Source organism: Streptomyces sp. NPDC046303 (assembly GCF_055588085.1).
Genome location: NZ_JBVJFA010000023.1, coordinates 74,165 through 81,876, shown reverse-complemented (window position 1 = coordinate 81,876; position 7,712 = coordinate 74,165). Strand labels below are relative to the sequence as shown.

Annotated in this window: 6 protein-coding genes; 4 read left to right on the top strand and 2 right to left on the bottom strand. The window is 74.7% G+C overall.

Annotated features, from left to right (window positions below; all coding sequences use genetic code 11):
* Positions 1-141: 141 nt before the first annotated feature.
* Both ACZ6I1_RS23665 and ACZ6I1_RS23660 read right to left on the bottom strand, forming a co-directional pair.
* Entirely contained in the window at positions 142-1,071 is a 930-nt protein-coding gene (locus ACZ6I1_RS23665; RefSeq protein WP_469290213.1) for a serine/threonine dehydratase, read from the bottom strand.
* Between the two features lie 14 nt (positions 1,072-1,085).
* A complete protein-coding gene (locus tag ACZ6I1_RS23660) occupies positions 1,086-1,763 on the bottom strand; it encodes a TetR/AcrR family transcriptional regulator (protein WP_469290211.1) in 678 nt (225 codons plus the stop codon).
* A 183-nt stretch (positions 1,764-1,946) separates the two neighbouring features.
* Here ACZ6I1_RS23660 and ACZ6I1_RS23655 point away from each other — a divergent pair, with 183 nt between their 5' ends.
* From ACZ6I1_RS23655 to ACZ6I1_RS23640, 4 genes are all read left to right on the top strand, one after another.
* Complete coding sequence (locus ACZ6I1_RS23655) at positions 1,947-3,635, top strand: ricin-type beta-trefoil lectin domain protein (protein WP_469290209.1); 1,689 nt, start codon at positions 1,947-1,949, stop codon at positions 3,633-3,635.
* 11 nt (positions 3,636-3,646) lie between these two features.
* The gene (locus ACZ6I1_RS23650; protein WP_469290207.1) at positions 3,647-6,043 is read left to right on the top strand and encodes an alpha-N-acetylglucosaminidase; all 2,397 of its coding nucleotides are present in this window, start codon (positions 3,647-3,649) and stop codon (positions 6,041-6,043) included.
* Between the two features lie 221 nt (positions 6,044-6,264).
* Positions 6,265-6,618: a hypothetical protein gene (locus ACZ6I1_RS23645; RefSeq protein WP_469290205.1), complete on the top strand. Its 354-nt coding sequence runs from the start codon at positions 6,265-6,267 to the stop codon at positions 6,616-6,618.
* Positions 6,611-7,645 carry a polyprenyl synthetase family protein gene (locus tag ACZ6I1_RS23640; RefSeq protein WP_469290203.1) on the top strand — a complete coding sequence of 345 codons (1,035 nt, stop codon included), beginning with the start codon at positions 6,611-6,613 and terminating at the stop codon, positions 7,643-7,645. Before ACZ6I1_RS23645 ends, ACZ6I1_RS23640 begins: the two co-directional genes overlap by 8 nt.
* The last annotated feature ends 67 nt before the right edge of the window (positions 7,646-7,712 follow it).

The window sequence follows — 7,712 nt, the reverse complement described above, 5'->3', positions numbered from 1 at the left end:
GCCGGGCCCGGAAGGCCGGGCCCGGAAGGCCGGGCCCGGAAGGCCGGGCCCGGAAGGCCGGGCCCGGAAGGCCGGGCCCGGAAGGCCGGGCCCGGAAGGCCGGGCCCGGAGGGTCGGGCCCGGAGGGTCGGGCACCGCGCGTCACGGCAGCGCCAGGTCGCCGGGGTCCGTGTTGGCCCCGCAGAGGACGACGGCGACGCGTTCGCCCAGCGGCTCGGACGCGCCGCGCTGGGCCGCCAGGGCGGTGGCCGCGCCCGCCTCGACCACGATCCGGTGCTCCTCCCAGAGCGCCCGCCGGGCGGCCGTGATCGCCGCGTCCGGGACGAGGACCGAGCGTACGGTTCCGTGCTGCGCGGCGGTGAGCGCGTCCGCCGAGACCCGGGTGGCCCCGAGGGAGTCGGCGGCGACGGAGTCCACGGCGACGTCCACCGGGCGGCCCGCCGCCAGGGCCGCGTTCAGGGCGCGGCAGTTCTCCGGCTCGGCGGCGATCACCCGTACGCCGTGTTCGCGCGCGGCGGTGGCGACCCCGGCGAACAGTCCGCCGCCGCCGACCGCGACGACCACGGCGTCCAGTCCGGGCAGCGCGGCCCGGATCTCGTCGAGGAGTGTTCCGGCACCCGCCGCGATGAGCGGGTGGTCGTAGGCGTGGCTGCTGAGGGCCCCGGTGGCGGCGGCGAACTCCTCGCAGGCGGCCAGCGCTTCGGCATACCGGTCTCCGACGAGCCGCACCTCGGCCCCGTACCCGCGCAGCCGTTCCACCTTCACCCGGGGGGCGTTGGCGGGCAGGAACACCGTCGCCGGCACGGCCTGGCCGCGGGCCGCCCAGGCGCAGGCGAGCCCCGCGTTGCCGCCGGAGGCGATGGTGACCCCGGCGGCGGGGAGGGTGCCGGCCCGGTGGTGGGCGGCGAGGAAGTTGCGCGCACCGCGGGCCTTGAAGGAGCCGGTGTGCTGGAGGTGTTCCAGGGCGTACCAGACCCCTTCGGCCGCGGGGGCCACGGTGACGGGGCGTACCGATCCGGCGATCCGGTCGGCGGCCGCGCGTACGGCGGCGTAGTCGAGCTGCTGTTCCATGGCAGGTCTCCCCATCAGGTGGTGGGCCGGGTGGGCCGGGCGGGCCGGGCGGGCCGGGCGGGCCGGGCGGCCTCGATCAGCTGGCGCAGGGCGCCGTAGTACACCTCGTGGTCCGTCAGCGCCGGCAGTACGTCGGCCAGCCCGGCGGAGAGCACGGGGAACCGCTCGGGGTCCAGCGCGGCGAGGGCCGCCCGGGAGGCGGCGGTGGCCGCGGCCGGATCCCGGTGGTCCACGAAGGCCGCGCTGCCCAGGGTGAGCAGGTACATGCGGCGGTAGACGGTCATCGCCTCGGCGGCGGTCATCCCCGCGGCCACGCTGTCGGCGAGGGCGGGTTCGACGAGGCGGGCGAGCAGCTGCCGCCCGAGCCAGGGCCGGCCCCCGCGCAGGACGAGCAGCCCGGGGTGGGCGGTGAGCAGCCGGTACAGCGCGCCGAACCGCTGTTCGCAGGCGTCGGCCCAGTCGGTTCCGGGGGCGATGTCCGGCAGCTGCGCGGCCAGGTGCTCGGTGCACAGGTCCAGCAGGCCGGCGAGGTCGGCGCAGCGGCGCTGGACGGTGGCGTGGGAGACGCCGAGCCGGTCGGCGAGGGCGCGGAAGCTCAGGGCGGCCGGCCCCTCCTCGTCGAGGAGGCGGAGGGCGGCGACGGCGATCGCCTCGGGGGTGGCCTGGTCCAGGGCGGTTGATCTCCTCGGCATGAGATACACCGTAACATACGGCGTATCACGACCGTCCGCGCTGTCTCATGACCTCTTTGGTGTGACATCGGTTGCGGCCATATTGCTGGTCAATGGCGGATATCAGCCGACTTTCGTTGACAGGGAGTAGCCGCCTCGCTGCACTGAGCGCACGACTGCCCGCTCCCACGTCAAGGAGACTCCGTGCCGCTTCGCCTGCGCGCCTCGCTCCCCTGTCTGACCGCGGCCGCCCTGTTCGCCCTGGCGCTCTCCCCCGCTCCCGCGGGCGCCGACCCCACGGCCACGTCGGACACCCCCCTCGCCCTCACCCCGCCCATGGGCTGGAACAACTGGGCGCACTACATGTGCGACATCGACGAGGCCACGGTGGTCGCGAACGCCGACGCCCTCGTGTCCACCGGGCTCGCCGCCAAGGGCTACGACACGGTGACCGTCGACGACTGCTGGATGACGAAGAGCCGCGACGCGCAGGGCGCGCTGGTCGTCGACACCGCGAAGTTCCCGCACGGCATGGCCTGGCTCGGCGACTATCTGCACGCCAAGGGGCTGAAGTTCGGCATCTACCAGGACGCCGGCTCGCTCACCTGCGAGAAGTATCCGGGAAGCGGCGCACCCGAGGGCGGTGGCGCGGACCACTACGCGCAGGACGCCCGGCAGTTCGCCTCCTGGAAGGTGGACTACGTCAAGATGGACGGCTGCAACCTCTGGGTGCCGGAGGGCAAGACGAAGGAGCAGGCCTACCGGGACGCCTACCACGCCGTCGCCGCAGCCCTGCGCGCGAGCGGCCGTGACATGGTGCTGTCGGCCTCCGCGCCCGCCTACTTCCAGCAGGGCGAGTGGGGCGGCTCCGACTGGCACAAGGTCCTCGGCTGGGTGGGCGAGACCGGTCAGCTGTGGCGCGAGGGCCGGGACATCGCGGTGTACAAGCCGGCCAGCCCGGCCGCCTCCCGGTGGAGCTCGGTGCTGGGCAACTACGGGTACAACCGCTGGCTGGGCCGGTACGCGGGCCCCGGCAACTGGAACGACCCGGACTTCCTCATCGCGGGCGCGCCCGGCCTCAGCGCGGCCGAGAGCCGCAGCCAGGTCGCCCTGTGGGCCATGATGGCGTCCCCGTTCATCCTGTCCTCCGAGGTCTCCAAGATCAGCCCCGAAGGGCTCGACGCCCTCGGCAACACCCGGCTGATCGCCCTGGACCAGGACCCCATGGGCCGCCAGGGCGCGGTGGTCTCCTCCAACGCCACCTTCGAGATCCTCGTCCGGCCCCTCGCGAACGGCGACCGGGCGGTGGCCGTGCTCAACCGCTCGGGCGCCGCACGGGACATCAACGTGCCGCTCGACGAGATCGGGCTGCCCTCGTGCACGGCGGACGCGCAGGACCTGTGGACCGGGGAACGCCGGGAGGTGTCCGACACGTTGACCGGGCGCGTCGGCTCCCACGACACCGGGGTCTGGCGGCTCACCCCGCGCGGGTGCGCCGAGGCGGTGCCGACCGGGCAGATCGTCGGGAACGGCGCCAAGTGCGCCGACGGGGCCAACACCACGGGGGTCGGGGCGGTCGTGCTCGGTGCGTGCACCGGGGCACCCGACCAGCGGTGGGTCCTGGGCCACGACGCGAGCCTGCGGCTGGCCGGCAAGTGCCTGTCGGCCGGTGAGGACGACCGGGTGGAGCTGGCCCGCTGCGCGCCCGCCGAGGAGCAGCAGCCCGGTCAGACCTGGGCGCACCGGCGCGACGGGGCCCTCGTCGAGGAAGCGAGCGGCAGGTGCCTGACGGCTCCCGCCGCGGCCGCCACCCCGGACGCCCCGGCCGAGCGGCTCCGGCTGGCTCCGTGCGAAGAGCACCGGGTCGACCAGGCCTGGGCCCTCCCGGTCTGACGGGGCCGAAGATGACGCAACCGAACCACACGCCGCCGCACGCACCCCTGCCCGACTCCGGAACCCCGCCCGGCGCCGGAACCTTCCGCGCGGCTCCGCGTGCGGACAGGACCCGGCGTCCGGTACTCCCCCGGGCGGTCGCGTTCGGCGCCGTGCCCGCCGTGCTGCTCGCGCTGCTCGGTGCGGCGGCGCCCGCCCCGGGGGCCGGATCGGCCGCACGGGCCGGCGTACAGGCCGACGTACGGGCAGAGGGGCCCGCGCAGCCACGCCCCGCCGCGCCCCCGCGCGGCCAGGCCCCGCGCCCCGCCACCTTTGACACCGCGCCCGCGCGGGCCGCCCTGGAGCGGCTGCTGCCACGCCACGCCGGGCAGTTCACCCTGGTGCCCGAGCCGGCCGCCGCGGCCGACACCTTCACCGTCTCCGGGACGCCGGGTGCGATCACCGTCCGCGGCAGCACCGGAGGCACCCTGCTGACCGGTGTCGGCTGGTACCTCCAGCACGTCGCCGGGGCGGACATCGGCTGGCCCGGGGACAGCATCGGCATGCTGCCCGCCCGACTCCCGGGCGTGCCCGCTCCGGTCACGCGCAGCGCGCTCGTGCCCCACCGGTACGCCCTCAACGACACCGACGACGGGTACTCCGGCCCGTACCGCACGTTCGAGGAGCACCAGCGCCAGATCGACCTGCTCGCCCTCCACGGCATCAACGAGGTGTTCGTGCAGGTCGGCGCCGAGTACCCGTACTACCAGGCGCTCCAGCGCTTCGGCTACTCCGCCGAGGAGCTGCGCGCGTGGGTGCCCGGCCCCGGCCACCAGAGCTGGTGGCTGCTGCAGAACCTGAGCGGCTTCGGCGGGCCGGTCTCCGAGCGGCTGATGCGGGAGCGCGCCGACCTGGGCGGGCGGATCGCCGAACAGCTGCGCGGGCTCGGCATGACCCCCGTACTGCCCGGCTACTTCGGCACCGTGCCGCCGGGGTTCGCCGCCCGGAATCCGGGGTCCGTCACCGTGCCGCAGGGCGACTGGGCGGGCTTCGACCGCCCGGACTGGCTGGACCCGGCCTCACCGGCGTTCGGGAAGCTGGCCGCCGCGTACTACGCCGAGCAGCGCGCGGTGTTCGGGGACAGCACCATGTACCGGATGAGCCCGCTGCACGAGGGCGGCCAGACGGGCCCGGTCGACGTGAAGTCCGCCGCCGGGGCCATCCAGGCCGCCCTGCACGCCGCCCACCCCGGCGCGCTGTGGGCGGTGCTGGGCTGGCAGGAGGACCCGACCCCGGAGCTCCTCGCCGGGGTGGACACCTCGAAGCTCCTGATCCTGGACGGGCTGTCGGACCGCTACAACCGGCTCGACCGGGAGGCCCGCTGGGGCGGCGCCCCGTACGCGATGGGCACCATCTACAACTTCGGCGGACACACCACGATCGGCGCGAACACCTCCGTGTGGCTCGAGCGGTTCGGGCCCTGGCGGGCGAAGGCCAACAGCGCCCTCGCCGGGATCGCCTACCTGCCGGAGGCCACCGGCACCAATCCGGCCGCCTTCGACCTCTTCACCGACCTGGCCTGGGAGCCGGGTCCGGTCGACCACCGGCAGTGGTTCGCCGGCTTCGCGGCCCGCCGCTACGGCCGGCCCGACGCCGAGGCCGCCGCGGCCTGGGAGGAGCTGCGCAAGGGGCCGTACAGCACCTCGTCGGGGCTGTGGTCGGAGTCGCAGGACAGCCTGTTCACCGCCCGGCCGAGCCTGACCGCGGCGGGAGCGGCGTACTGGAGCCCCAAGTCCATGCGCTATCCGGCCGGTTCGGTCCGGCGGGCGCTGGACCACCTGCTCCGGGTGGATCCGCGGCTACGCGGTTCCAGCGCCTACCGCTTCGACCTGGTGGACACCGCCCGGCAGGCGCTCGCCAACCACTCGCGGGTGCTGCTCCCGAAGATCAAGGCGGCGTACGAGGCCGAGGACCTGGCCCGCTTCCGCGCGCTGACCGCCGAATGGCGGGACGCGGAACGGAAGTTGGACGCGGTCACCGGCTCCGACCCGAACTTCCTGCTCGGCAGGTGGCTCTCCGGTGCGCGCTCGTGGGGCGCCGACCCGGCCGAACAGGACCGGTACGAGTACGACGCACGCTCGATCCTGAGCGTGTGGGGGCGCCGCGGTACGAGCGAGGGCGGCTTCCTGCACGACTACGCGAACCGCGAATGGAGCGGCCTCGTCTCGGAGTTGTACGCACGGCGGTGGGAGGCGTACTTCGGCTCCCTGGAGGAGGCGCTGGTCGGGCGGACCGCGCCGCGGGCGATCGACTGGCACGCCTTCGAAGAGGAGTGGGCCCGGCGCACCACCCGGCATCCGGCCGGGCCGAGCGGTGATCCGCACGCGCTCGCGTCCGGGATCGCCGCGTTCCTCCCGGCGGCCGGCTGACGTACACCACCGCTGCGGTGACGATCACCTCGTACGGTGATCGTCACCCTCCCGTGGGAATCTCGGTACTCGTGCGAGGGAGAACCCGCCCCGCGGATCGCCCGGCGGGAGCGCCACTGGGTTCACTGGCCCGGAAACGATCAGGGGCGGCCACCGGAGCGATCCGGAGGTCGCCCCTTCCGATGCCATGACGGCAGGACGCGACCGGGAGTTCACCGAACATGTCCCAGACCGAACACGAGCACTCCGCGCAGGAACGGGTGCAGCAGGACGGGCCGCAGCAGGAACGGTCCGCGCACGCCTCCCCGGCCACCGCACCCCTGGAGCTGCTGACGCTGCTCGCCGCCGGGGTGGCCGATCTGGCCCTCGACCAGCTGCGGCAGTCCGCCGACCGGGCGCAGCAGGTGATGCGCCGCTCCGATCTGCGGGAGCTGCTCACCGATGGGGTGGTGGAGCTGCGCAAACGCGGGGAACTGGCCACCCGCAGGGCGGGTGTGGGCAACGAGAACTACCTCGAGACCATGGCCCGGCGGGCCGCCGAGCGCGTCGCCTCCGAGGGCCGCCCCTGTGCATGACCACACCGGCTTCAAGGAGCGCATCGACGAGGTGCTGGTCCGGCTGGCGGACGAGGAGGAGCGGGCCCTCCTCGGCCTGCACGCCGAACTCACGCCGCTGTCCGATCAGTTGCGCCGCTCGCTGGCGCGCGGGAAGCGCATCCGGGCCGCGTTCCTGTACTGGGGGTGGCGGGCGGCGGGGCAGCCCGACTGCGAGGGGGTGATCCGGGCGGCGGCCGCGATGGAGCTCGTGCACGCGGCGGCCTGCACCCACGACGACATCATCGACGAGAGCCTGACGCGGCACGGGCAGCCCACGGCGCACGCCGCGTTCGCCGCGGCCGGGCGGCGCTCCACCGCCCTCGCGATGATCCTCGGCGATCTGCTGATGGGATACGCGGGCCAGGTCTTCACCTCCTGCGGGCTGCCCGGGGCCTACCTCGCCCGAACCGTTCCGCTCTGGTCCACCCTGCTCCGCGAGACGATGGCGGGCGAGTTCCTGGAGGTCCTGCGCACCGACGCCGAGCCGGGCCGTGAACCGCAGGTGGCGGAGTCCCTGGAGGTGGCCCGCTACAAGACGGCCAAGTACACGGTGGAGCGGCCGCTGCACCTGGGTGCCACCCTCGGCGGCGGCTCCGGGGCCCTCATGGACGCCTTCTCGGCGTACGGACTTCCGCTCGGCGAGGCCTTCCAGCTGCGCGACGACCTGCTGGGCACCTTCGGCGACCCGGCCAGGACCGGCAAGTCGAACCTCGACGACCTGCGGGACGCCAAACCCACCGCGCTGCTCGCGCTGACGGTGGCGGCGGCCGACCCGGACGAGCGCCGGCTGCTCGCCAAGCTGGTCGGCAACCCGGAACTGGGCAGCGAGGAGGCCGCCTCGGTGCGCGAGTTGATGGAGCGGTGCGGAGCCCGGCAGCAGGTCGAGGACATGATCCGCGAGCGCATCGTCCGGGCCACCGGCGCGCTGGACACCGTACCGATGCCCGCGGAGGCGCGGTCCGCGCTGCACGAACTGGCCGGCACCGCGGCCGAGCGGTCGCTGTAGCCGCGACCGCCGGCCCGGTCACCGCGGCCGGCCCCGGCTGACCCGGCCGGTCCCGCACCCGAAGACA

Bases quoted from the DNA above. Each gene is read 5' to 3' on its own strand.
- ACZ6I1_RS23665 (WP_469290213.1), bottom strand. From the start codon at position 1,071: ATGGAACAGCAGCTCGACTACGCCGCCGTACGCGCGGCCGCCGACCGG.
- ACZ6I1_RS23645 (WP_469290205.1), top strand. From the start codon at position 6,265: ATGTCCCAGACCGAACACGAGCACTCCGCGCAGGAACGGGTGCAGCAG.
- ACZ6I1_RS23650 (WP_469290207.1), top strand. From the start codon at position 3,647: ATGACGCAACCGAACCACACGCCGCCGCACGCACCCCTGCCCGACTCC.
- ACZ6I1_RS23660 (WP_469290211.1), bottom strand. From the start codon at position 1,763: ATGCCGAGGAGATCAACCGCCCTGGACCAGGCCACCCCCGAGGCGATC.